This window comes from Noviherbaspirillum sp. Root189, assembly GCF_001428545.1.
Taxonomy (GTDB): Bacteria; Pseudomonadota; Gammaproteobacteria; order Burkholderiales; family Burkholderiaceae_D; genus Noviherbaspirillum.
This window is the reverse complement of the sequence record NZ_LMHZ01000031.1, coordinates 24,776-46,595: the sequence shown is the minus strand read 5'-3', so window position 1 is coordinate 46,595 and position 21,820 is coordinate 24,776. Positions and strand designations below refer to the sequence as shown.

Here is a 21,820-nt window from a genome sequence, read left to right as displayed (position 1 = left end):
ATCTGGACACGAATTTGGGGTAAAACCGTGTCTGAGATAAGGAGCTGGAAATGCTGAACGAGAAGAGTGCTGGAGGAGTTGCGCCGGGGTCTGCGGAAGGAGCGCGGAGCGCGACGGGAGGGGAACCCGGCGCGCGCGCCGAAGTCAAGCGCTGGTCGGCCGCCCGGAAGAAGGAAGTGGTCCTGCGTCTGCTGCGCGGCGAGCCGGTCGATGCTGTCTCCCGGGAAGTCGCCGTGCCAATCTACAAGCTCGAACAGTGGCGGGATCGGGCGCTGGCCGGGATAGATGCCGGTCTCAAGGAGCGCGAGAACGACCCGGTCATCAGCCAACTCGATGACGCCAACCGGCGCATTGGCGAATTGGTCATGGAAGTCGAGATCCTGCAAAAGGAAAGGCGGGCGAAGCGCCCTTTGGTCGGCCGGAGGTCGTCGCGATGAGCCGCGCGATCTCTGAAGGCGCTGGCAAGCCTTACGGTTTGAAGCGGGTCTGTCGGGTACTCGACTTTCCCCGCTCGACACTCTACGAACAGCAGGCTCGGGAATCGACCAGGGTGGCACCGTTGCACCCGATGCGGCGCGGGCCGAAGCCGACGGTGTCGGATGCCGAGCTCCTGGTGGCCATCCGCGCCGATCTGGAAACCTCGCCCTTTACCGGCGAGGGGCACCGTAAGGTGTGGGCGCGGCTGCGCATCCTGCACGACATGCGCGTCTCCCGCGCCCGGGTGCTACGCTTGATGCGCGCGCATGCCTTGCTCTCCCCACATCGCCGGCCCCAAGGCAACCCGGTGTCGCATGACGGCTCATTGCAAACGAACCGCCCGAACGAGATGTGGGGCACGGACGGCATCCGGATTGAGACGGTAGATGAAGGCTGGGTCTGGGTCTTTGCCGCCGTTGATCATTTCGATGCCTGCTGTGTCGGCATCCATGCCGTCAAGACCGGCAATCGGTTCGCCGCGCTGCAGCCCATTGCGCAGGGGCTCCAGGCCGAATTTGGCGTCACCGGCGCGGATGCCGGTCGCGGCCTGACGCTACGCATGGATCACGGCACGCAATATACCGCCGACGACTTCCTCAATCAGGTCAGGTTCTGGGGCATCGCCCCCAGCTTTGCCTTCGTCGCCGAGCCACAAACCAACGGCGTGGCCGAACGGTTCAACCGGACCCTGAAGGAGCAGGCCATCCATGGTCGCGTCTTCAACAATGTCGAGGAAGTGCGCTTGGCAGTTACCGCGTTCAAGGATCGCTACAATCGTCATTGGCGTCTTGAAAAACCGGGCTTCAGAACACCCTACGAAGCCCGTCAGGCTTATGGCATGCAAAAGGCAGCCTGAGTTGCAAAACCGTGTCCAGACAATGCGAGCCGGTACACCAGGCTGGATATCACGCGTTGCTGATGCAAAGCTGACCCGATCAATGTCGCGTAAGGCGTGCTCGCCGGACAATGCGGCATGCGAAGGATTCTTCGGCAGGCTAAAGACGGAGATGTTCTATCCAAGGGACTGGCGGTCGGCGACGATCGCGCAGTTCGTGGAAGCGCTCGATGACTACATTCGCTGGTATAACGAAAAGCGAATCAAGAGTTCGCTTGGCTATTTGAGCCCAATCGAGTACCGTGAAAGCCTGGGATTAACAACATAAACCAGTCCAAGAAAATGTCCGCATCCCCCTTGGGTCAATTTTGCGCGCTCGTCAACAATCAAGGCCGTACCTTTATCAAGGTCGGTACCCTTTTCAAGGCGGGTACGCGCGCCGCATAGTCATGCGAAGAGAATTACGGCCAACACGATCGTGGCGATCCACAAGGTGTCTGCCAAAAGCATTACCAGGGGCGCCCACCCCAACGAGCGCAATGACCCCAATGAGGTTTTGATACCTAGGGCGGCGATCGCAATAACCAGACAATACCGCGAAGCAGTAGCGGCCCACTCAACGGCGACGGGCGGGATGATATTGAGGCTGTTCGCCCCGACCAATATCACAAAGCCGAGCAGAAACGTGGGCATGGGCAGCGGCATCTTCGAATCATCCGCGTCGTTTCCCGGAACTTTGAAGATAGCTGAAACAAGGAGGACTACGGGCACGAGACATGCGACACGCGTCAACTTTACCAACGTGGCGGTGTCGCCTGTGTGAGGCGAGATGAGATATCCCGCGCCTACGACCTGGGCGACGTCATGGATAGTGCCACCGATAAAAATTCCGGCTGCCGTAGGATCCAGTTCGAGAATCGTGACGATGAGCGGATATACGATCATCGCTAGTGTCGAAAGGCTGGTGACGCCGATGACCGTCAGCAGTGTAAATCTTTCATTTTCCTTCGATTGCGGCAGCGCGGCGGCTACTGCAAGGGCCGCCGATGCGCCGCAAATTCCGACCGAACTAGCTGAAATAACTCCTTCAACAGTAGTTCTTCGCAAAATCCGCGCCAGCAGCAAACCGAAGCCAATCGTTACGGGTACGACCAGGATCGCCACAGCTAGCGTCTGCCACCCGAGCGCGATGACCTGTACGGCGGATATCTTTACGCCCAGAAGGGCGACACCTGTGCGAAGGAGAGTTTTACTCGAGAACTCAATTCCGGGCCTGCATTTCCGGTTCCGCGAGAGAAAATGAAATCCAAGTCCGAAGAACAGCGCGTACAAAAGATGTGGGCCACCATATGTGGATGCCACAAATGAAGCGGCTAGGGCGACGACGGCACCGAGCGCTACGCCTGGAGCAAGAGCCTTGAGGCTCGATAAAAGATGAACGAACGGGTTTTCTGGATGTGGGTGACTACAGGAACACCAGGGCGTTGCCTTCATTCTTTTCACAGCAGTCCTTTGTTTTCGAAAAACCATGCTGCGCCCGGTCTTGGCGAGTGTTTTATCAGCGTCCTAAATCTTTGGCACTGACGCCGGCGATACCCCAGTTTTCCTTGGGCACATCGTGAATCCAGACCCGGACATTCTCCTTGGGTGCGCCCAGCGATTCAACCAGTGCCTGGGTCACTTTTTCGATCACGGCGCGCTTTTGCGCTTCCGTGCGTCCTTCCAACAAATACAGTTGTGCAAACGGCATGGCGATTCCTTTCAATAGTCGATATCAAACAAAGCGCATGCTAACGCTGCCCATGCCTTGCACCCGCAAAGTGACCGCGTCGCCCGCTTCCACAGCAACCGCTTCGGTAATGCCGCCTGACAAGATCAATGTTCCGGCCGGAATTTCCTCTCCTCGCGCGCCCAGATGGTTGGCCAGCATGGCAATCGCTGCCGCCGGATGGCCCAGCACCGCCGCACTGACGCCGGCGATACCCCAGTTTTCCTTGGGCACATCGTGAATCCAGACCCGGACATTCTCCTTGGGTGCGCCCAGCGATTCAACCAGTGCCTGGGTCACTTTTTCGATCACGGCGCGCTTTTGCGCTTCCGTGCGTCCTTCCAACAAATACAGTTGTGCAAATGGCATGGTGATTCCTTTCAATAGTCAATATCAAACAAAGCGCATGCTAACGCTACCCATGCCTTGCACCCGCAACGTGACCGCGTCGCCCGCTTCCACAGCAACCGCTTCGGTAATGCCACCTGACAAGATCAATGTTCCGGCCGGAATTTCCTCTCCTCGCGCGCCCAGATGGTTGGCCAGCATGGCAATCGCTGCCGCCGGATGGCCCAGCACCGCCGCACCGGCACCAAACGCTACCGGCTTGCCATTTTTTTCCAGCACAATGCCGACGGTGCGCAAATCAAGCCCGCTCACCGGCAGCGCCTGGCCGCCGATCACGAACCGGGCAGCCGAAGTGTTATCGGCGATAACGCTTTTCAGATCAAACTTAAAGTCTCGGTATCGCGAATCGATCACTTCGATCCCAGGAAGCACGAAATCGGTTGCCGCCAGCACGGCACCGATGTGGCATCCCGGCCCTTTCAATGCGCGTTTGGTGACGAATGCAATCTCCGGTTCAACTTTCGGATGAATCAGGCCGGACACCTTGCATTCGCCGCCTTCCGGGACCGCATAGTAGTCGGCCAGGAAGCCGAACACTGGCGTTTCCACCCCCATCTGTTTCATCTTAGCATGCGACGTCAGTCCGGCTTTCAAGCCGATGATCTTGCTGCCCCGCGCAATCTTGCGTTGGCGGATTTCATCTTGGATAGCGTATGCATCGTCCCAATCCATGCCAGGATGCTCATCCGTGATTTTCAGTGTATCCTGCGCATCCAGTTCGCAGCTTTCAAGATGCGCGGCGAGCCTGGCGATAGTAGTCTGATCGAGGTTCATAATTGCATCCTTTACATCAAACCGCGCGTACGCGCCATCGTCATCGCCGTGTCTTCGATCATATCTTCCTGACCGCCGACCATGCCCAGGCGTCCCAGCTCGATCAGCAGTTCGCGCGCCGGTATCTTGTATTTGGCCTCGGCCCGCTTGGCAAACAGCAGGAACGATGAGTAGACGCCGGCGTAGCCGAGCGTGAGAGAATCGCGGTCGATGCGGATCAAATGATCCATCATTGGCACCACCAAGTCTTCGGCGACATCGGCGATCTTGAATACATCGACGTTGGTTTCGATGCCCATGCGCGCGCATACGGCGACGAACACTTCCATCGGGGTATTGCCTGCGCCCGCGCCCAGCCCGGCCGCGGCTGCGTCGATGCGGTTGGCACCATACTCGACTGCAGTAATCGAGTTGGCCACGCCCATGGCCAGATTATGGTGACCATGAAAGCCGAGTTCGGTATCCGGCTTTAGCTTGTCGCGCAACAGGCCAATGCGGGCCTTCACATCTTCCGGCAGCATGTAGCCCGCCGAATCGGTGCAATAGATGCAGTTGGCGCCATAGCTCTCCATCAGCCTGGCTTGCTCGAGGATTTTCTCGGGCGGCGCCATATGGCTCATCATCAGAAAGCCGACAGTGTCCAAATCCATCTTGCGGGCAGTCGCAATATGCTGCTCCGACACATCGGCTTCGGTGCAATGGGTGGCGACGCGAATGGTATGCACCCCCAGATCACGTGCCATCTGCAAGTGGTCAACGGTGCCGATACCGGGCAACAGCAGTGCTGAAACCTTGGCTTGCTTCATCAACGGGATGACTGCGCCTAAATATTCTGCGTCGCTATGCGCGGGAAAGCCATAATTGACTGATGAACCGCCCAGCCCATCGCCGTGCGTGACCTCGATCAGCGGCACGCCAGCATCATCCAAGCCTTTGGCTACGCTTTTCATTTGGTCGAGCGACATTTGGTGCCGCTTCGGGTGCATGCCGTCACGTAACGTCATGTCGTGCACGGTAACCTGCTTACCTTTGAGTGTCATGATTTATGCCTCCACCGGTTCGGGCGTGAACTTGCCATTCATAATTTGTTCCGCGAACATTTCTGCAGTGCGGGCGGCAGCTGCAGTCATGATGTCGAGATTGCCGGCATATTTCGGCAAATAGTCACCGAGTCCTTCGACTTCGAGAAATATCGACACGCGATTGCCATCGAATACCGGGCCATTGACCAGCTTATAGCCCGGCACATATTTCTGCACTTCCTTAATCATGGCATGCACCGATGCGGTGATTGCATCGCGATCGGGCTCCGATTCGGTTAGGCAGTGCACGGTGTCGCGCATGATGATCGCTGGCTCGGCCGGATTGATGATGATGATGGCCTTGCCTTCCTTGGCGCCGCCGACCTTCCGGACAGCACCGGCGGTGGTGCGAGTAAATTCATCAATATTGCGTCGCGTGCCGGGACCAGCCGAACGTGATGATACGGTTGCCACGATTTCACCGTAGGCTACCGGCTGTACGCGCGAGACAGCCGCCACCATCGGGATGGTGGCTTGGCCACCGCAAGTGACCATATTCACATTCATCTGCCGCTGGCCGACATGCTGCTGCAGATTGACCGGCGGTACGCAATAAGGACCCACGGCGGCCGGTGTCAAGTCGATCATCAGTACGCCCAAAGCAGTTAGCTTGCGCGAGTTTTCCTTGTGCACATACGCCGAAGTGGCATCGAATGCAATCTGAATCCGGTCATCCTTCACGTGCGGCAGCAGGCCATCGACACCATCGGCGGTGGTCTTGATACCCATTTCGCGCGCACGCGTTAAACCGTCCGAGGCCGGGTCGATGCCGACCATCCATACCGGTTCCAGCACGGCACTTCGTTTCAGCTTGGCCAGCAAATCAGTGCCAATATTGCCGGGCCCAATCACTGCGCATTTAATTTTTTCCATGGTGACGTTATCCTTTAAACGGTCGTGTGACTCAGTTGAATCGGACCGAGCAGCTGCCCAGTCCTCCGATACTGACTCGAAAATTGTCGCCGGCCTTCGCCGGAAACATTGCTGCCAGTGCGCCCGACAAGATCACCTCGCCGGCTTTCAATGGGATACCTAGGCGGCCCATGGTATTGGCAAGCCAAGTCATGGCATTGACCGGCGAACCCAGGGCTGCTGCGCCGGCGCCGGTGGCAATGATTTCGCCATTTTTCTCGAGTACCATGCCGCATAGCGACAGATCGACTTTGCGTGGATCAACTGCCTGGTCGCCCAGCACGAATACCCCGCACGATGCATTGTCTGCGACCGTGTCGCAAATCTTGATCTTCCAGTCGCGGATGCGCGAATCTACAATCTCGAAGCAGGGCATTACGCACTCGGTTGCGGCCAAGACGTCGGCATTCGATATCCCCGGGCCCATCAAATCCTTTTTGAGGACGAAGGCGATTTCGCCTTCGGCTTTGGGTTGAATGAGCGAGGCAATGTCAATCGATTCGCCTTCGTTATAAATCATGCCGTCTAGCATGTAGCCAAAGTCTGGTTGATAGACGCCCAGCATGTTCATCACCGCAGCTGAGGTGACGCCAATTTTCTTGCCGATGATTTTTTCGCCAGCTTGTATGCGGCGCTCGATCATGCGCTGCTGGATATGGTAGGCATTTTCTATTGTCATGTCGGCATAGCGATTGGTGAGCGGCTCGATCGTGGCACGGGTGGTCAAGGCCTGATACAACTCATCGCCAAGGGCGTTAATCAATGTTTTTTCCATGGTCACAGTTTGATGCAAACGTTTTTTAGTTCGGTATAAAACTCGAGCGAGTGCACTCCGCCTTCCCGGCCGATGCCGGACTGCTTTGCGCCGCCAAACGGCGTACGCAAGTCGCGCAGGAACCAGGAATTGACCCATACAATGCCAGCCTCGATCGCTGCTGCGACCCGGTGGCCACGCTGCAGCTTCGAGGTCCAGATGGCASAAGCCAGGCCATAGGGATTGTCATTGGCGCGGCGGATCACCTCTTCCTCGGTGTCGAACGGTGCGATATGACAGCATGGGCCGAAAATCTCATCACGCACGACCGCGGCCGTGTCTGGCAGCCCGGTCCAAATAGTCGGCTGCACCCASGAGCCGCCCTTGAGAGCATCGGGCATTTCCGGGATGCCGCCGCCGGTCACCACTGTGGCGCCTTCTTCCACTGCCTTTTGATAATAGGACAGTACCTTGTTGCGGTGTTCCTGCGAAATCAGTGGGCCCATGCCGCTTTCCGGATCGGTTGGCGCGCCGGGCTTCATTTTTTCAACCGCATTCTTCAAACGGGTGACGAATTCCTCGAAGACCGGGCGCTCGACATAGATCCGCTCGGTGCCCAGGCATACCTGTCCGCAGTTGGCAAAAGTCGAGCGAATCGTGCCGGCAATCGCTTCATCCATATCGCAATCGGCAAACACGATTGCCGCATTTTTGCCTCCCATTTCGAGTGAGACGGGACGCGCGCCATCGGCAGCCGCCTTCATGATTGCGGCGCCAGTGCGAGTCTCGCCGGTAAATGTAATTGCAGCCACCTGCGGATGGGTGGTTAAAAATTCACCGGCAGCATCCGGGCCAAACCCCTGCACGACATTGAAAACTCCTTTGGGGATGCCGACCTTGTTCATCACTTCGCCCAGCAATGCGGCTGCCTGCGGCGTCTCTTCNATCCGGGCCAAACCCCTGCACGACATTGAAAACTCCTTTGGGGATGCCGACCTTGTTCATCACTTCGCCCAGCAATGCGGCTGCCTGCGGCGTCTCTTCCGACGGCTTCACCACCACTGTGTTGCCACATGCCATGGCCGGGCTCAACTTCCATGTCATCAGTAAAAATGGCAGGTTCCAGGGGCAGACCACCGCCACCACGCCGACCGGGCGGCGTAGCGAGTAATTCAGTGCGCCGCGCCCATCCGGCGTGGCCATCTCAAAAAATTCGTTCGGCACATTCTTGACGATGTCGGCAAATACCTTGAAGTTTGCAGCGCCACGCGGCACATCCACATGGCGCACGAATTGCTCCGGCTGTCCCATGTCGGTTATTTCAGCTTCGACAAAATCATCGAAGCGCCGGTTGATTTCATCGGCCACTGCATACAACAGGTCGGAGCGGTCGGCAACCGCCAGCCGGCTCCATGGACCATGCAAGGCTTCGCGCGCCGCACGCACCGCAGCATCGACTTCTGCACGGCCGGCCTCGGCGACGCGGGCGATTAAGCGGCCATCATATGGCGTGAACTTGTCGAACCAGTCGCCGGTACTGACATACTCGCCATTGATAAAGTTTCTGATCTCTTTCATTGCTGTTCCTTAAATGTCCGCTATTGCTGCAATCCTATTGCGGCCAAACCGGCCTTTGCGCACTGTTCATCTTGCTGCTCGGAGCCGCCTGACACGCCAATACCGCCGATCAGCTCGCTGCCACATCGCATCGGCAACCCGCCGCCGAACATTACAAAGCGCGGACGCAGCGGCAAGCCTTGCCTGACCGCTTCCGAATGCGTCTTGAGCGCGTCGGTCCATTGGCTGGTCGCCAGACCAAAACTGACCGCGGTGTAGGCCTTGTCTTCACTGATTTCAATCGAATGCAGCGGCGCGCCATGCATGCGAAGAAAGGCCAATGGAACACCCCCAGCGTCGACCACCGATACGTTGATTCTGACACCCAGCTCCAGCGCCTGGCGCACCGCAGCTTCTATTGCCTGGTGCGCCGTCTGCCAGGTCAGCTGCGGCTGACCGATTTCTTGATTCATGCTCACTCTCCTGGATAGTCATGCCGAGGTCCCACTCCGGCCCCGGCCCAGCGTCGCGTGCTGCCCACCCCACGTGGCGGACACTCCTCCCGCCCCATCCCTGGCGACATGGATGGGTCCGTGGTCGCCGGACGCTGCGTCGCTGGCGGGAGAGCAAAACCTGTTGAGCTGGCTGCCGATCAGGTGTATACGGTGGTGAAGGTTTCTGCCAGCACGCCGGTGTGGTAGAAGATGCCGCGCGCAGCCTGATCCTCGGTCCAGGTGATCACCGGTTTGTCTCGCTGCGCCTGGTAGCCCAACCCGGCAAAGGTCTCATTGCGGTTACCAGACGGATCGAAGAAATAGATGGTCTCGCCGCGCGTGATGCCGTGCCGGGTCGGCGAGACGTCGATGCGCACTTTGTTCTTGGCCATGATGTCGCCTGCCTTTAGAATGTCGTGCCAGGAATCGAGGAAGAATGATAAGTGATGCATGCCCGGCCGGTCGCCGCCGACGAAGGCAATGTCGTGCGGCTTGCTCGAGTGCGACAGGAATGAGGCCAGCTGGATCACCCCGCCCGGACCGACGACGATTTGCTCGGTCTGGAAGAAATCGAGCGCTTCCATGAAGAACCTGGTATTTTCGGCAACCTTGTTGATGCCTTTTCCCGGATTCAGCTCGCACATCAACAGGCAGTGATCAAGCCAGTGCGCGCCAGCACCGCGCAGATCGTCTGGCCATGGGTCCGGGTTGGTGGAACCGACATCGGTGCCGACACATTCCTTTTTTGCATACAAGCGCATGTCGTGGCCGCTGGGCAGCGCAAACTGCAGCATGCGGCCGACAAAGGGCAGGCTCTCCGCTTCCAGCATTTCCGTCTTGATGCCGTAAGCCTCGATCCGCTGTTTCAGCATATCGAGGTCGGCTTCCTTCTCAACCTTGTACGCGACATGGTTCATACCCGCCTGTTCCGACGGCGTCAGGACCAGCGAGTATTTGTCCCACTCATCCCAACACTTCAAATAGACATTGCCTTTGGCATCCTTGTGCGTGGTTTTCATGCCAATGACCTTTTCGTAATGCCGCACCGCCGCATCCATGTCCATCACCTTGATGCTAATGTGGCCTATTCTCATTACACCCATTTCAGTCTCCTGGTTACTTGTATCTATCTACCATCGATCCACGGCATCACACCGGCTCTTGCGCGAAAACCGCCGTGGCCTGCTTCATGCTTCACTTCAAACCGCGTTTCCTCCCCAAAGGGTTCGGGTGACCGCCTTCTTCATCTTGCCGATGACATCCAGGTCGATCGCACTGACGGGCATGACGCGGCAGGCCAGCACTATTCCCTGACCCTCCTCTTCCTCGGAAATATGTGCACGGCTCATCGCACCGGCTTTGCGGACGGTGCCGCAGCGAATCACAACCTTGCACACGCCGCAGCCGCCGTTCAGGCACCCAACCGGGATGCCCTTTTTGCCAAGCCGTGCCATACCCTGCAACAATGTCTCCGCACTACTGCAAACATAGGCTTCGCCCGTCTGCAGCAGTCGGATCGCATGACGGCAGTTTGTCGCCCCTGCCCCGCTATCAATTGCTGGTAAGCGCTTCATGTCGGCGAGTTCTGAAGTTAATCGCAAGGCCTGCGATTACGGACGATCACAGCCCGCCTCTTCAGCAATGTTGGCTCATTCATAATCGTATAGAATTTCATGATCTATCAACGCAAAAAGCAGCTCCCCCTCAACCTTGCTGTCGTAGCGTTTCAGCGGTTTTTGCGCCAGCCCCAACGGCTCGCCGGTCTCGAGATTCCACTGCCATAAATGTTTGTGGCACGTCAGTGTCTGACCATCGCAGATTCCTTGGCATAGCGGTTCCTCCAAATGCGGGCACATCGGAGGAATCACTACCGTCTGGTTGTCGCCGCGGACTACCGCCACGGGCGTTCCGTCCACATCAAATTCCATGATCTGATTCTGCTCAAGTTCATTAAGAGAACAAACTTTCTTCCAAGACATTGCATTTATCCTTTCAACAAAAATCATCGGAACGAATTGCTGTTGGGCTCAACTTGCCGTGCAAGATCAGCGCTTTAACCGTCGCCTGCACCATCGGTTTCGACCCGGAGACAAACGCAATGCCGCCCAGTGGCCTGGCGCTTGCCAGCTCGCGAACCGCGTCGTGCGCATAGCCGGCAAATACCTGTGCAAAGCCGCGGACTTGCTCGCGCAGAACATCAACGTCGTCGTCGCGCGGCTCGGATAAAGCAATGATCGCCTTCAAATGGCCGCCGGAACGTTTCACTATGTGCTCAATCTCCTCCAGCAGGAACACGTCTTCGCGCGTGCGCGCCGCGTAGATAAGCTGCATGGAACCAGGCGCACCCTGACGCGCCCACTCGAACATGATTGGAAGCATAGGCGCTATCCCGGTACTTCCAGCGATGCAGGTGATGTCATCGTAAGCCGCGCCATCTTCAAGACATGCTGATCCCAGAGGGCCGAATAGCCGTAGCGGCATGCCTATCACGCTATCAGACCCCAGCAACGCATCGAGCTCGCTTCCTTTTCGGGGTTTTGCTAGCAGGCGAACCTGGTCTACAGGGGAGTGATCGGTATTTGAAATCGAGAGCGCGCGCGGCCCGTTCAAACCTTGAAACCAGACCAGAATGAATTGCCCGGGCGTAAAAAGCAGGCCGCGATCGAGCTGCAGCTGCAGCTCGGTGACGCCCGGCGCAAGCCAGGATTTGTTTAGCACGTGTGCGGAGCAATAATCCGGCGTGTGCAACGGACCGTGTCTGTTAACTGCGCTTTCCGCCGTACGCAACCGGGTCGGAACGGATGCGGCAGACTGGCACAACAGAACCCGGCCGCCTTGACGCATCCTTGCTGAAAGGCCGGGCGCGTCTGGCCAGCGATTCTCCAGCGCGCCTTCCATCACCTGCGCCACGCAGGTTCCGCAGGTCCCGCTCGCGCACGAATACGCCAATGGAATCCCGGCACGCAAGGCCTCGTGGAGAATCAGGTCACCTGCCGCAACATCCACCTTATATGAGTTATGCTCCGTTTCGAGCGTGACCGGGACCGTGGCGCGAGCACGATCGGGGCGGCAGTTCGGCAGCGCAATCTCCTTTTTCATATGCGCTCCACCTCCATGGCTCGTGCAGCAATCGTTTTTTGCCGCGTACGATACCCGGCAAAAACCGACCAGATGAAGGCTGCAAGGCATACGGCTACCGCGGCCCAGTATGTCGACCTTATACCGGCAAATCCCGCGCTCCATGCGATTATCGGCGGCAAGGCAAGCAGTACCCTTTCGAACATGGATATCGGGCGCCCCAGCCATCCCAGCAAACTTACCGTCAACAGGAAAATGCTTACCGACGTAACTATTACCGCTTCCAGAACAGCTCCCAGCGATGCGTCATGCAACAGGAGAGCCGGATAGGAAAAGAGGAAGAAAGGCAACAGCATTGACCCTGCTCCAGCCTTCATGGCCTCCAGACCCGCGCGCATATAATTCGCTCCCGCGATCCGCGCCGTAAGCATCAGCGTTGGCGCGACCGGCGGCGTGAAGTTGGAAAGAATGGTCATGTACATGATCAGGAAATGCGCCATCAATGGCTCAGCCCCGAGGCCGATCAACACCGGAGCCAAGGTGACGGCCAGTACCGTATACACCGCAACGCCCGGCATGCCCATACCCATCACATACGCGGCCACCAGCACCAGGAGGAAATTCGCCAGCACGCTGGCGCCGCCGATCTGGCTAACAATAAAACCGACGATCATCCCGAGCTGTGTAATGTCCAGCGAGGCCATCACGACATCGAGCACACCGGAAGCCATTCCAAGCGCCGCTCCATTGATGGCTGCCTCTAATACGGCATGCAGCCAAACCTTCGGATCGCGCTCGAGGCGGAATATGAGCGCCAGCACCGCGATAGCGACGATAGACCAGAACACCGCCAGCTGGACCGACATGCCAGCGATGATGAGGGCGACGATCACCGCGATCGGAAAAAGAAAACTGATGCTAACCTTGATCCATCCATGCGCCGGGCCGGCATGGACTTCTCCTTGAATTTGCCCTTGTCCGCCATTCCTGCGATAAATCAAGACTACGAAAAGCAGCAGCCCCATATAAAAAAGCGCCGCAGGAATAATGGCTGCCAGAACAACCCTGGCGTAGGGCACGCCGATGAAATCGGCCATCAGGAACGCCACCATTCCTAGGATCGGCGGCGTGATCTGCCCGCCGGTAGACGCTATTGCTTCGATTGCGGCGGCCTGCTCGGACGTATAGCCATCGCGTTTCATCAGCGGGATCGCAATCGGCCCCGTAATGCCGACATTGGCCGCGCCAACACCAGTAAAGCTGGCCACCAGGCCGCTAGATACCACCGTAAGTGCTCCGGTCCCGCCGCCAATGCGGCGTGCCAAATTGCCTGCGACCCGCCAGATGAATGCACCTGCGCCGGACGCCTGTAGAAAGGTTCCGAAGACTAATAGCAAAAAAATGATTGTGACGCTTAACTCAACGACGTCCCCCAACGCGCCTACCGTCAGCTTTGAAGTCACCCTCAGCAAGTCTGACGCAGGCGCGGTCAAAGGCGCAGGCAAATAGCTTCCCAGATAGGCATAGACGAAAAAAACAATGCCGACCACCGCAAAAGGAGCGCCGAAGTAAAGCCCGGTCAGGAAAAACATCCAGAATACGAGAACCGCTCCGGCCAGCATGTCGGGAGGAGAGGCGAAGCCATATCGGGTCAATACGCCGATCTGATCGGACAGAAAGTAAGCGGATGCCGCGAGCACGGACACCCATGCAAAGGCCGCGACGATCTTCATGGACCGGCCTGAATGCCGGCGCAGCAGGTCAAGCGTCAGCACGCCGATGCCCATGGAGATGTGAATGACTTTCGAGCCCATCGGCCCGAAAGTCATGAACAGGTTCAAGAAATGAAATCCCACATAGACAAGAGCTAACGCCGCCAATGCCTTCTCGGTCCATTTCAATTCCGCAATCGTCAATTTCAAATTCTTCATTAAATGTCTCCTTAGCTCTTGTGTGCCGGCCCTTGTTTAAAGAATTGTGGACGAATCCGGAACAGGCACCCTGCATTTCACTGCTTGGTGTGTGCTTTGATGCCCTCCAGTCCATAGCTGAACCCCAGTTCCTGGTATGCGCGCCGCGCGCCCGGATGGAATTCGGCCTGCGGAACAGTCATGTGCCCGATTTGTTCCTTGAGCAGCTTGCCCAGCGCGTGGTCGTTTCCGAACTGATCAATATTTTTCAGTGCAGTTTTGACGATTTCATAGGCAATCTCATCCGGCATGTCCGCGGACGCCCAGAATCCCGGCGTGAAGGCCGGTGCCAGCGTGCCGGAGTCCTCGCGCCCGACTTCATAATCAAGCGCATAGCTTTCCTTGAATGCGCCCTTCTTTACCGAAAGCGGCAACAGCGGCACACCGGTCGTGTCCTGGGCCTTCTTAAACAACTCTTGCGGCACATGGACCTGATATATCTTGTTTTTCCTTACAATATCCGATGGACCGGGCGGCAGAAGACGCATATTGATGATGCCTGCGCCGGTTGCGTCGACCACCTTGTCCCCGAGCCGCTGCCAGCCCTGATTGATGCTTACGCTGGGTAATAGCTGGATTTTTTGCATGAGGCCGGCCGCGGTGAACAGTGGAGCCTGCGAGTTGTAGACATAGGATCCGGGCAGGCCCAGATCCACTTTTTTGCCGGCGAGATCATAGATGGTCTTGACCGACGGGTCATTTGTGTACATGGCTACGGCGCTATTCGGCGCAAAGGTTATCAACGCTTTCATGCGCGGCACCGGCTTGCTCCAAGGTATCTGGCCTTTTTCGCCAAGAACAGGCTCGATATGGCTCATGGTCAGGATCATGAGTTTGCGCTTCTCGGGCGATGCATCCGCATAGTCCGCATACTGTTCCCGTCCGGCGGCAGGCAGAGACTCAATGCGCAGCGACTTGCTGTTTCTCGCAATCAGCTTCTGCAGCGTGACCCCGGCAACCTGGCCATAGGCTCCTTGCGGATAGGTATAAAGGCGCAATACGGTTTCGGCGGCCGCGCTGGCGCTCCATGCCGCGAATGATATTGCCAGCAGGCCCAATAGGGAATTCCGGCGCGTACGCACGGTCAGGAAAAAGCCCGCAATCGGTTGTTTGAGTATCGTTGTGTACATATTGTCTCCTTTGTCACAAAATTGTCTTTTCGGTCTATGTGTGTTGATGCAACAGCGTTGACGCGACAGCAGCCCTAAATCGGAATATGGGATCCGAAGGGTAATCTGCGCGTGTCCATCAGCACCATCCTTGAGCACATGACGGGCACGCCGGACTCAAGGCAGAAATTGTCCCGGTATTTTGCGGTGCAGTAGAGCACTGATGCGCCATGCAGGTCGGTGTGGTAGACGCACAAACTGCTTTCCACGGCGAATATCCGATTTTCCGGGTCGTGGCCGGCCCAGCCAGTCCAGCCAAGTATTCTCCTGAACTGGCCCTTGTACCTTTCGTGCATGGGCAGCTGCTTGAAGAGCACCTCCAACCCCTTATAGTCTTTTTCGAGCCAGGTGACTTCATTACGGATTTCAGGGCTATATGCGCGGATGGAGTACTCGAGGTCATCCGCACAAGTGGCCAGCCATTCGAAATAATTTTCGGCGTCGAGCAATTGGCAGCCTCGTTCGATGACCCGTCGTATCGCCTCCAACGGTTCTGTGGAAAGTGGCGCTTCAGTTATCCGGACCGGTGGTATTGCGTGAGTTTGTACCATATCGTCTCCTGCAGAGGTTCGTGTCAGCTATTCAGGGAGCATCGAAGCGGAAGCCGCGCGCAAACCTGTAAGACGTTCCCACTGGCGATAGAACTCGCGAACTGGGAAGTCATCCTGAGTCAAGCGGTTTTCCTCCCTGGCCATCAGAGAGTATTTGGAGGCTTTTCCCATGGTTTCCTTCTGCCTCTCCGTCGCCAGGGCATCTTCGGGCAGATTCCTGCCGAATGGCCCCCAGAATTCGGCGTGGTCCCGGATGCGCTGGCGTCTCATCTGTTCCGGTTCGCCTTTGACACCCAGACCGCGGAATTGGACCAAGGTCTTTCCTGCCGCTAGCGGAATCTGCGTGTCGATCCGCAGGACGGAAGCGCGGCAGTTGAGCATGACGTCGGGGAAAATATCCAGAAGGCGAAATTCATTCGGCTTCAATCCGGGCAGCGTATGCTGTTCGCGGGAGGCGCCGCCCTGCATTTTCTCGTACTGGATGATGAGCGGATCGACCGCCATATGGCCGTTTTCAAACGCATGCCAAGTTCTATTGAAATAGGCAGGATCGATCATGCCGGTCTTCCGATTGAGCACATGCAGATATTCATGGTAGAGCTCCATGTTCGTCTCCTGCCAATGCTTCCAATCGGTATCGAGCACCTGCTCATGGAAATGAAAGACTTCAAGCTCCACTTGGCCGAAGACATCGTCAAACACGGAAAGGCATCCCGCCAAGTAGTCCTCGAGCGGGGCCGCATCATCGTCGAGGTTCACGAACACCAAGCCGCGCGTGGATTCGCATCGGACCTGCTTGAGACCGCATTGCGCCTTGTCAATTTTGACGCATGCATAACCCTCTTCGCGCGGAATATCGATGCATCTGCCGCGGGCATCATAGGTCCAGCGATGGAACAGGCATTCAAACTTGCGCGCGTTGCCCGCGGGCTCTTCGACCAGCTTTACTCCGCGATGCGAGCAGGAATTCACCATCGCGCGAATCTTCGCATCCGGTCCGCGTACAATAAGAAGCGGAACGCCCGCTACCGTGGTGGTACGGAAGTCATTTGTGCCAGCGAGTTCGGATTCGCAGCAAACGAATTTCCATACCTTGGAGAAAATGGCGCGCTGCTCGATATCGAAAATTTTTTGGTCGCAAAAAATTCGATTGTCCACATAGTGAGTCGGCGGAAGGTCTTCCCAAGGAATGGAATAAAATGTCTCATTTTCCTTCATATTGTTCCCTTACAGGTTAGATGAATACGGCCAATTACTAACAGCATATCCTTTATGTAACTAGTGGTGAAATGAATAGTCTTTATAATGACTACCTAATTTGTTGATAGTTGGGGATAAGCAAAATGCGTTTCACGCTACGCCAGCTGCAGATCTTCATCGCGATCGGGAGGACCGGGAGCACGACCTCGGCCGCCGAAAACATATCGTTGTCGCAGTCCGCAGTCAGCGCAGCTCTCCATGAACTGGAGACCTGCCTGGATACGCGATTGTTCGACCGGGTAGGCAATCGACTGGCTCTCAACGACAACGGCCGCATGCTGATGCCACAGGCAAGCCTGATCGTCGATGGCGCGGAAACCATAGAAAGGGAATTTTCTTCGCGCGGCGGGCCTGCGGCATCGCTGCTCAAGGTGGGAACCAGCGCGACCATTGGTCACTACATTATGCCGGCGCTGGTTGCAGGCTTTCGTGAGCAGCAACCCGCTACGCATGTGGCGGTCCGGATCAGCGACATCAACGAGATCGCCAACGCGGTCACCAATTTCGACGTCGACGTCGGTTTCATCGAGGGGCCATGCCATGAGCCGGAACTCAAAACGATAACCTGGATGCTAGATAAACTTGTGATCGTGAGCTCCTCCAACCACCCGGTAACACGCCGGTATCCGAATCAAAAGATTCCGATAGAGGAGTTGCAAAAGGCAGACTGGCTGCTCCGGGAAAGAGGCTCCGGCACACGGGAAGTGGTTGAGGAGATGCTGTTACCTCATCTGCACTATCTCAACGAGGGAACGGTTTTTGGAAGCGCCGAGGCGCTCAAGCGCGGCGCGGTGCACGGTTTGGGTCTAAGCTGCCTGTCACACTGGGCAATCCAGGATCAGCTTGCCTGTAGAAGGCTTGCAGTACTCGATACGCCGCTGCCCGAGCTCACGCGTCAGTTTTATATTATTTACCACAGGAAAAAATATCTGTCAGCCAGGCTGCAACTATTCATTCACCATTGCCAGGTAAGCGAGCTGTCTCTTGTATGAATGGTGCAGGCACAGTCTGTGGCATTGCTCGACTTCGGCGAGCACCTCATCGGTAATCGTCGATGTACCGGCTCGGATTGTCCGGACACGGTTTTGCAACTCAGGTGGCCTTTTGCATGGCATAAGCCTGACGGGCTTCGTAGGGTAATCGGAAGCCCAGTTTTTCAAGATGCCAGTGACGAGTGTAGCGATCCTCATGAGTCAGAAATATAGGCGACACTTGGGTGTTTGAAGAACGAGCGTACCGATGAGGGCCTGTTTGCAATATCGGTGAGCTGGGCAGTCACGCGCTCTTCGAGTTTTTCCCCTGCTTGCAGTGGCCGGCGTGCGACACCGGTGCGCTTGGNATGAGGGCCTGTTTGCAATATCGGTGAGCTGGGCAGTCACGCGCTCTTCGAGTTTTTCCCCTGCTTGCAGTGGCCGGCGTGCGACACCGGTGCGCTTGGCATGGCTCCATACCAGTTCGTCCGGATTCAGGTCCGGCGCATAGCCCGGCAAATAATGCAGTGTCAGTTTGCCTTGCTTGCTCGCGACATAGTCTTTCACCGCACTCGTCTTGTGCGCCGGCAGCGAATCAAGGATCAGATGCAGCGGCTTTTTGCGCCGATGCATCAACCTGTCAAGCAAGGCCACAAACGACTCTCCCGTCAAGCCTCCCTCATAGGTGGCAAACCAGAATGCGCCCTTGGCGCTGACAGCTGAAGCCGCGCTGATGCTTTGCCGTTGTCCGGGCACTTGCACCACCGGTGTTTGTCCCTTCACGCCCCAGGTCGTGCCCTGCACCGCATCGGCACGAAAGCCGGCTTCGTCCCAGAAGTAAATGTCGGCCCGTTGCGCCTTCGCACGCCGCGCAATGGCCGGATAGGTCTCGCGCTGCCAGCGTTCGATTGCCTCGGGATCGCGCTGGTAGGCGCGTTGCAGCGGCTTTTGCGGGGACAGGTTCAGCCGCGCGAGCAGAGCTCCAATCGATGCCARGCTCAGCCTGTGGCCGAATTCCCGCTCCACCAGGTCCCGCACAATCTGCCGTGTCCACAGCCCGAAGTCCAATCCGTACTGCAGCGGATTGTTGCCGTTGATCCAGCGGAAAACCTGTCGTTCCTGACGCCCAGTCAGGGTGCGCGGTCGGCCCGTTGCCTTGCGCGCCTGCAGCCGGCGCATCCCCGCCCCCTTGCCGTTAGCCTGCTTGAGCCATTTGTGGATCGTGGTGCGATTCATGCCATAGCTGGCGATCACCGTGCTGGCACTTTCGCCTTCGCGCACCCGCTGTACCGCCATTAGATCCAGTTTGCGTCCATCTTTCTTCATGCAAAGTCGGACAACACCTGAAACTTTAAATTCCCCCAAATGTCGACTTATTTCCTGATTAATGAGTAAGCGGTCCAGCTTCACAATGCGTTTGAGATGGGCAAACAGCATCTCCACCTTCTTGCGCTCGCATCGGGACTGCTGATACTGCGGTGTGTCCATAATGCTGCGGGCCAGGTCCCGCGCATCTTCGTGGATGCTACGCGCAATCTTGCGGGTTGGCGTATTGGGACAGCATTGCGGTTTCAGACTGCAGTGTTGGCAGTCTCGCTTACTGGAGTGATAGAGAATCGTGTCAGCTTTGGTAATGTGGGACCGTGGATTGGTAAATGCCCGCCATTGACTGCGCAATACCTGCCCACCCAGGCAGCGGTATTCGTTCGCAGTGGCGTCCCAGATGAAGTCACTTGCAGCAAAGGTTCCATCCTTGCGTGCTGACATGTCCCATACCGACACGTGTGGCTCAATTCCCTTCTGTTTAACTAGCCAGCCAAGCATGGAGGCAGACCCGTAGCCTGTGTCGCCGATCAACCGTTGCGGCTTCAGTTGGAATCGCTGCTCGACTCGGTCGATCATGATACGTGTCGCCTGTGCTTGTGCACCATGGTTGGTTGATGATGGCTCAACATCGACAATGATGCCGGCCTTTACATCGACCAGATAATTAGTTGAATAGGCAAAGAAGGCAGGGCCCGCAGTGGCCGTCCAGGAAGCTCCTGGATCCGTTAGCGAGATGGACTTCGGTGGATCGGCGAGAGGATTGGCTGCGGTTAATGCAGCAAGGTATAGCTCAGTTGGACACCAACCGTAGCCACAAAGCACGGGATGGATCATCCACTAGGAGTCTGCGCGGCAGACGGTTGTTGACTGACAATCCGGCGCAGAGCAAGCGGTTCGATCGCGCCCGATGCGCTGGATGGCCACGCCTTGGTTGCGGCACACCCCGCGCGGCGGTCAAGCAAGAGCGCCACGTCGCGATTTTCCAGCCGTTTCTGGCCTTGAATGCCCTTATGCGCTTCGCATTGCCCCCATCCGACGCAGGTTCAAGGCCATGCAGACGAGCTTGAACTCGGCTTGCACCTTGGTCAAACCACGCATGCTGAATTGGCGGAAGCCCAGGATGGCCTTGATCCAGGCATTGGGCGGCTCGACGATCCACTTGCGTTTGCGGTAGGCTTGCCGGCCGTCGGCGCCTTGCAGCTTGTCGTGCATGGCCACCGTGTGCGGACATTTGTCGGCGTCGGAGCGGACGCCGTCTTTTCCTTCCCGTCCCAGCGCGACAATCACCTCGGTCTTCGATGTGCTCAACTGCTCGAATACCGCCTCGCTGCGGTACCCCGCGTCGGCCAACGCTTGCTCGGGCTGAGCATCCAGATTGACTTGGATCGCGGCGAGCATGACGGGCAACTGTCCGCTGTCGGCCGCCACGTTGGTCACCTCGGCGGCGACGATGATATGCGCATGCTCATCGACTGCCGTTTGCGCGTTGTAGCTTTGATCGAAGCCGCCGCCGGCACGCTTCATGATGCGGCTGTCGCTGTCGGTGAAGCTTTCCTGCGCATCCTCCTTGGGAATGCCGAATTCGCGTTTGTAGCGGCCACCCTTGGGCTTGCCGTCCTTGTCGCGTGGTTTTCGCTCGTCCCCTTCGCGCCGCCCGCGCGCCGTGTCGGCTTCGCGCTGGCGCTGTTCCAGCCGGGCCTTGGCCGCAGCGATGGCTTTAAGCCGGTCTTCCCTGCTCTTGATCTCAGCCGGCAGATCCACCTCGGGCTGGCTCTTCTCTGCCTCGTCGGCCGCCTTGGCCTTGTCGAGCAACGCCCGAATCTGCTCCTGCAATTCGGCTTCGGCTTTGAGCATGCGCTCGTAGCTCATCGCCTTGTGGCGGGACGCGTTGGCTTTGATCTTGGTGCCGTCCACCGCCACGGTGCCCAACTTGACCAAACCCATCTCGCGCGCCAGCTTGACCACTTGCACGAACAGCCCGCCCAGTTCCTCCAGGTGCAGTGCCCGGAAGTCGCAGATCGTGCGATGCGCAGGAAAGTTCTCCGCCCCCAGCATGCGAAACGCCACATCCTCATGCAGCCGCCGTGCGATCTTGCGCGAGCTGAACACACCAGTGGCATAGCCGTACACCAGCACCTTGACCATCATCGCCGGATGAAATGGTTGGTTGCGCGGTCCGCCTTTCGCGTAACGCCTATGAAATGCGCTCAAATCGAGCTGGTCGACCGCGTCGCTGATGAAGTACGCCAGATGGCCTTCCGGCAACCAATCTTGCAGCGCATCAGGCATGAGCCTCAATTGGTTGGGCTCATAGGGTAGGTAGCTTATCGTCATCACTCAGTAACGCATGAACATCGCCATTCGTTTACAAACCGGCTTCTGCCGCGCAGACTCCTACTGAGCGTTTAGCCTATACCTGACAAGAATTTGAGGT

The 21,820-nt window shown here is 57.4% G+C and carries 23 protein-coding genes and 2 pseudogenes; 4 read left to right on the top strand and 21 right to left on the bottom strand.

Going from position 1 to position 21,820, the window contains the following annotated elements; genetic code table 11:
- The first annotated feature begins 50 nt into the window (after positions 1-50).
- From ASE07_RS17970 to ASE07_RS17960, 3 genes and pseudogenes are all read left to right on the top strand, one after another.
- Positions 51-437 carry a hypothetical protein gene (locus tag ASE07_RS17970; RefSeq protein WP_057292205.1) on the top strand — a complete coding sequence of 129 codons (387 nt, stop codon included), beginning with the start codon at positions 51-53 and terminating at the stop codon, positions 435-437.
- Entirely contained in the window at positions 434-1,333 is a 900-nt protein-coding gene (locus ASE07_RS17965; protein ID WP_057292204.1) for an IS3 family transposase, read from the top strand. The genes ASE07_RS17970 and ASE07_RS17965 overlap by 4 nt, the downstream gene beginning before the upstream one ends.
- A 37-nt stretch (positions 1,334-1,370) precedes the next feature.
- A pseudogene (locus tag ASE07_RS17960) lies at positions 1,371-1,640 on the top strand (transposase); the annotation flags it as partial.
- 119 nt (positions 1,641-1,759) lie between these two features.
- On the opposite strand, the gene ASE07_RS17955 reads toward ASE07_RS17960, so the two are convergent.
- The 18 genes from ASE07_RS17955 to ASE07_RS17875 all read right to left on the bottom strand — a co-directional run bounded on the left by ASE07_RS17955 (position 1,760) and on the right by ASE07_RS17875 (position 17,047).
- On the bottom strand, positions 1,760-2,806 hold the full coding sequence (locus tag ASE07_RS17955; RefSeq protein ID WP_057292203.1) for a YeiH family protein: 1,047 nt from the start codon (positions 2,804-2,806) through the stop codon (positions 1,760-1,762).
- Between the two features lie 64 nt (positions 2,807-2,870).
- The gene (locus ASE07_RS17950) at positions 2,871-3,062 is read right to left on the bottom strand and encodes a 2-hydroxymuconate tautomerase (protein WP_057292202.1); all 192 of its coding nucleotides are present in this window, start codon (positions 3,060-3,062) and stop codon (positions 2,871-2,873) included.
- A gap of 24 nt (positions 3,063-3,086) precedes the next feature.
- Positions 3,087-3,449, bottom strand: coding sequence for a 2-hydroxymuconate tautomerase (locus tag ASE07_RS30770; RefSeq protein ID WP_082584252.1), 363 nt, complete (start codon positions 3,447-3,449; stop codon positions 3,087-3,089).
- Positions 3,450-3,473: 24 nt separating this feature from the next.
- A complete protein-coding gene (gene dmpH / locus ASE07_RS17940; protein ID WP_057292201.1) occupies positions 3,474-4,262 on the bottom strand; it encodes a 2-oxo-3-hexenedioate decarboxylase in 789 nt (262 codons plus the stop codon).
- Between the two features lie 11 nt (positions 4,263-4,273).
- Positions 4,274-5,302 carry a 4-hydroxy-2-oxovalerate aldolase gene (dmpG, locus tag ASE07_RS17935; protein ID WP_057292200.1) on the bottom strand — a complete coding sequence of 343 codons (1,029 nt, stop codon included), beginning with the start codon at positions 5,300-5,302 and terminating at the stop codon, positions 4,274-4,276.
- Positions 5,303-5,305: 3 nt separating this feature from the next.
- Positions 5,306-6,217, bottom strand: coding sequence for an acetaldehyde dehydrogenase (acetylating) (locus ASE07_RS17930; RefSeq protein ID WP_057292199.1), 912 nt, complete (start codon positions 6,215-6,217; stop codon positions 5,306-5,308).
- A gap of 31 nt (positions 6,218-6,248) precedes the next feature.
- The gene (gene dmpE, locus ASE07_RS17925) at positions 6,249-7,031 is read right to left on the bottom strand and encodes a 2-oxopent-4-enoate hydratase (RefSeq protein ID WP_057292198.1); all 783 of its coding nucleotides are present in this window, start codon (positions 7,029-7,031) and stop codon (positions 6,249-6,251) included.
- Positions 7,032-7,033: 2 nt separating this feature from the next.
- A complete protein-coding gene (locus ASE07_RS29855) occupies positions 7,034-7,915 on the bottom strand; it encodes an aldehyde dehydrogenase family protein (RefSeq protein WP_442946096.1) in 882 nt (293 codons plus the stop codon).
- 40 nt (positions 7,916-7,955) lie between these two features.
- On the bottom strand, positions 7,956-8,588 hold a 633-nt coding region (locus ASE07_RS29850), incomplete at its 3' end, for an aldehyde dehydrogenase family protein (RefSeq protein WP_235548519.1).
- A gap of 20 nt (positions 8,589-8,608) precedes the next feature.
- On the bottom strand, positions 8,609-9,040 hold the full coding sequence (locus tag ASE07_RS17915) for a GlcG/HbpS family heme-binding protein (protein WP_057292197.1): 432 nt from the start codon (positions 9,038-9,040) through the stop codon (positions 8,609-8,611).
- A gap of 179 nt (positions 9,041-9,219) precedes the next feature.
- On the bottom strand, positions 9,220-10,164 hold the full coding sequence (locus ASE07_RS17910; RefSeq protein ID WP_057292196.1) for a catechol 2,3-dioxygenase: 945 nt from the start codon (positions 10,162-10,164) through the stop codon (positions 9,220-9,222).
- 96 nt (positions 10,165-10,260) lie between these two features.
- On the bottom strand, positions 10,261-10,635 hold the full coding sequence (locus ASE07_RS17905) for a 2Fe-2S iron-sulfur cluster-binding protein (RefSeq protein ID WP_057292195.1): 375 nt from the start codon (positions 10,633-10,635) through the stop codon (positions 10,261-10,263).
- 75 nt (positions 10,636-10,710) lie between these two features.
- Positions 10,711-11,040, bottom strand: a complete 330-nt coding sequence (locus ASE07_RS17900; RefSeq protein WP_057292194.1) for a Rieske 2Fe-2S domain-containing protein — start codon at positions 11,038-11,040, stop codon at positions 10,711-10,713.
- Between the two features lie 13 nt (positions 11,041-11,053).
- Positions 11,054-12,160 carry a 2Fe-2S iron-sulfur cluster-binding protein gene (locus ASE07_RS17895; RefSeq protein WP_057292193.1) on the bottom strand — a complete coding sequence of 369 codons (1,107 nt, stop codon included), beginning with the start codon at positions 12,158-12,160 and terminating at the stop codon, positions 11,054-11,056.
- Positions 12,157-14,070 (bottom strand): TRAP transporter permease, encoded by a 1,914-nt coding sequence (locus tag ASE07_RS17890; protein WP_057292192.1) that lies wholly within the window; start codon positions 14,068-14,070, stop codon positions 12,157-12,159. Before ASE07_RS17890 ends, ASE07_RS17895 begins: the two co-directional genes overlap by 4 nt.
- A 77-nt stretch (positions 14,071-14,147) precedes the next feature.
- Positions 14,148-15,239, bottom strand: coding sequence for a TAXI family TRAP transporter solute-binding subunit (locus tag ASE07_RS17885; protein ID WP_057292191.1), 1,092 nt, complete (start codon positions 15,237-15,239; stop codon positions 14,148-14,150).
- 74 nt (positions 15,240-15,313) lie between these two features.
- The gene (locus ASE07_RS17880) at positions 15,314-15,727 is read right to left on the bottom strand and encodes a hypothetical protein (protein WP_156396736.1); all 414 of its coding nucleotides are present in this window, start codon (positions 15,725-15,727) and stop codon (positions 15,314-15,316) included.
- Positions 15,728-15,856: 129 nt separating this feature from the next.
- On the bottom strand, positions 15,857-17,047 hold the full coding sequence (locus tag ASE07_RS17875; protein ID WP_057292189.1) for an aromatic ring-hydroxylating oxygenase subunit alpha: 1,191 nt from the start codon (positions 17,045-17,047) through the stop codon (positions 15,857-15,859).
- A gap of 125 nt (positions 17,048-17,172) precedes the next feature.
- Between ASE07_RS17875 and ASE07_RS17870 the strand changes: the two genes are divergently transcribed.
- On the top strand, positions 17,173-18,081 hold the full coding sequence (locus ASE07_RS17870) for a LysR family transcriptional regulator (RefSeq protein WP_057292188.1): 909 nt from the start codon (positions 17,173-17,175) through the stop codon (positions 18,079-18,081).
- Between the two features lie 347 nt (positions 18,082-18,428).
- On the opposite strand, the gene ASE07_RS17865 is transcribed toward ASE07_RS17870, so the two are convergent.
- From ASE07_RS17865 to ASE07_RS17860, 3 genes and pseudogenes are all read right to left on the bottom strand, one after another.
- On the bottom strand, positions 18,429-19,386 hold a 958-nt coding region (locus tag ASE07_RS17865), incomplete at its 3' end, for an IS630 family transposase (RefSeq protein ID WP_442946095.1).
- 66 nt (positions 19,387-19,452) lie between these two features.
- A pseudogene (locus ASE07_RS28200) lies at positions 19,453-20,172 on the bottom strand (transposase); the annotation flags it as partial.
- A 222-nt stretch (positions 20,173-20,394) separates the two neighbouring features.
- On the bottom strand, positions 20,395-21,720 hold the full coding sequence (locus ASE07_RS17860) for an IS1182 family transposase (protein ID WP_057292187.1): 1,326 nt from the start codon (positions 21,718-21,720) through the stop codon (positions 20,395-20,397).
- Positions 21,721-21,820 lie beyond the last annotated feature (100 nt).

Coding starts and splice junctions, on each gene's coding strand:
- ASE07_RS17970 (WP_057292205.1), top strand. CDS start 51: ATGCTGAACGAGAAGAGTGCTGGAGGAGTTGCGCCGGGGTCTGCGGAA.
- ASE07_RS17965 (WP_057292204.1), top strand. CDS start 434: ATGAGCCGCGCGATCTCTGAAGGCGCTGGCAAGCCTTACGGTTTGAAG.
- ASE07_RS17955 (WP_057292203.1), bottom strand. CDS start 2,806: ATGAAGGCAACGCCCTGGTGTTCCTGTAGTCACCCACATCCAGAAAAC.
- ASE07_RS17950 (WP_057292202.1), bottom strand. CDS start 3,062: ATGCCGTTTGCACAACTGTATTTGTTGGAAGGACGCACGGAAGCGCAA.
- ASE07_RS30770 (WP_082584252.1), bottom strand. CDS start 3,449: ATGCCATTTGCACAACTGTATTTGTTGGAAGGACGCACGGAAGCGCAA.
- dmpH (WP_057292201.1), bottom strand. CDS start 4,262: ATGAACCTCGATCAGACTACTATCGCCAGGCTCGCCGCGCATCTTGAA.
- dmpG (WP_057292200.1), bottom strand. CDS start 5,302: ATGACACTCAAAGGTAAGCAGGTTACCGTGCACGACATGACGTTACGT.
- ASE07_RS17930 (WP_057292199.1), bottom strand. CDS start 6,217: ATGGAAAAAATTAAATGCGCAGTGATTGGGCCCGGCAATATTGGCACT.
- dmpE (WP_057292198.1), bottom strand. CDS start 7,031: ATGGAAAAAACATTGATTAACGCCCTTGGCGATGAGTTGTATCAGGCC.
- ASE07_RS17915 (WP_057292197.1), bottom strand. CDS start 9,040: ATGAATCAAGAAATCGGTCAGCCGCAGCTGACCTGGCAGACGGCGCAC.
- ASE07_RS17910 (WP_057292196.1), bottom strand. CDS start 10,164: ATGGGTGTAATGAGAATAGGCCACATTAGCATCAAGGTGATGGACATG.
- ASE07_RS17905 (WP_057292195.1), bottom strand. CDS start 10,635: ATGAAGCGCTTACCAGCAATTGATAGCGGGGCAGGGGCGACAAACTGC.
- ASE07_RS17900 (WP_057292194.1), bottom strand. CDS start 11,040: ATGTCTTGGAAGAAAGTTTGTTCTCTTAATGAACTTGAGCAGAATCAG.
- ASE07_RS17895 (WP_057292193.1), bottom strand. CDS start 12,160: ATGAAAAAGGAGATTGCGCTGCCGAACTGCCGCCCCGATCGTGCTCGC.
- ASE07_RS17890 (WP_057292192.1), bottom strand. CDS start 14,070: ATGAAGAATTTGAAATTGACGATTGCGGAATTGAAATGGACCGAGAAG.
- ASE07_RS17885 (WP_057292191.1), bottom strand. CDS start 15,239: ATGTACACAACGATACTCAAACAACCGATTGCGGGCTTTTTCCTGACC.
- ASE07_RS17875 (WP_057292189.1), bottom strand. CDS start 17,047: ATGAAGGAAAATGAGACATTTTATTCCATTCCTTGGGAAGACCTTCCG.
- ASE07_RS17870 (WP_057292188.1), top strand. CDS start 17,173: ATGCGTTTCACGCTACGCCAGCTGCAGATCTTCATCGCGATCGGGAGG.
- ASE07_RS17860 (WP_057292187.1), bottom strand. CDS start 21,720: ATGACGATAAGCTACCTACCCTATGAGCCCAACCAATTGAGGCTCATG.